A 401-nucleotide genomic window follows, 5' to 3' on the forward strand; every position below is an offset into this window, starting at 1 on the left:
GCCCTCCTCGTACAGTTCGCGCTGCGCGCCGCGGCCGTCGTCCTCGATGAGGAGTTCCAGTTCGGCGTCCCCGTAGGTGAGGCGGACCGTGGCGCCCACGTCCGGGCCGCCGTGCTTGCGGGTGTTGGTGAGGGCTTCCTGCACGATGCGGTACGCGGGGAGTGCGACGCCGCTGGGCAGCGGCCGCGGCGTGCCGTCGACCCGGAAGTCGACCGGCAGTCCCGCGCCGCGCACCTGGTCGATGAGGTCGGTGAGCTGCTCCACACCGGGCTGCGGGACGTACTCGCCGCCCTCGGGCTGTTCGCCGGTGCGCAGCACGCCGAGCAGCCGCCGCATCTCGGCCAGGGCCTGCCGTCCGGTGCCGGAGATGGTCTCCAGCGCCTGCCGGGTCTGGTCGGGCG

At 74.3% G+C, this 401-nt stretch carries 1 protein-coding gene; it reads right to left on the reverse strand.

The window, feature by feature from the left end; translation table 11 throughout:
• A partial coding sequence (locus EVJ30_RS15075) for a sensor histidine kinase (protein WP_236636116.1) occupies window positions 1-401 on the reverse strand: 401 nt, incomplete at both ends.

The organism is Exiguobacterium sp. SH5S13 (assembly GCF_004337085.1).
Lineage (GTDB): Bacteria > Bacillota > Bacilli > Exiguobacteriales > Exiguobacteriaceae > Exiguobacterium > Exiguobacterium aurantiacum_A.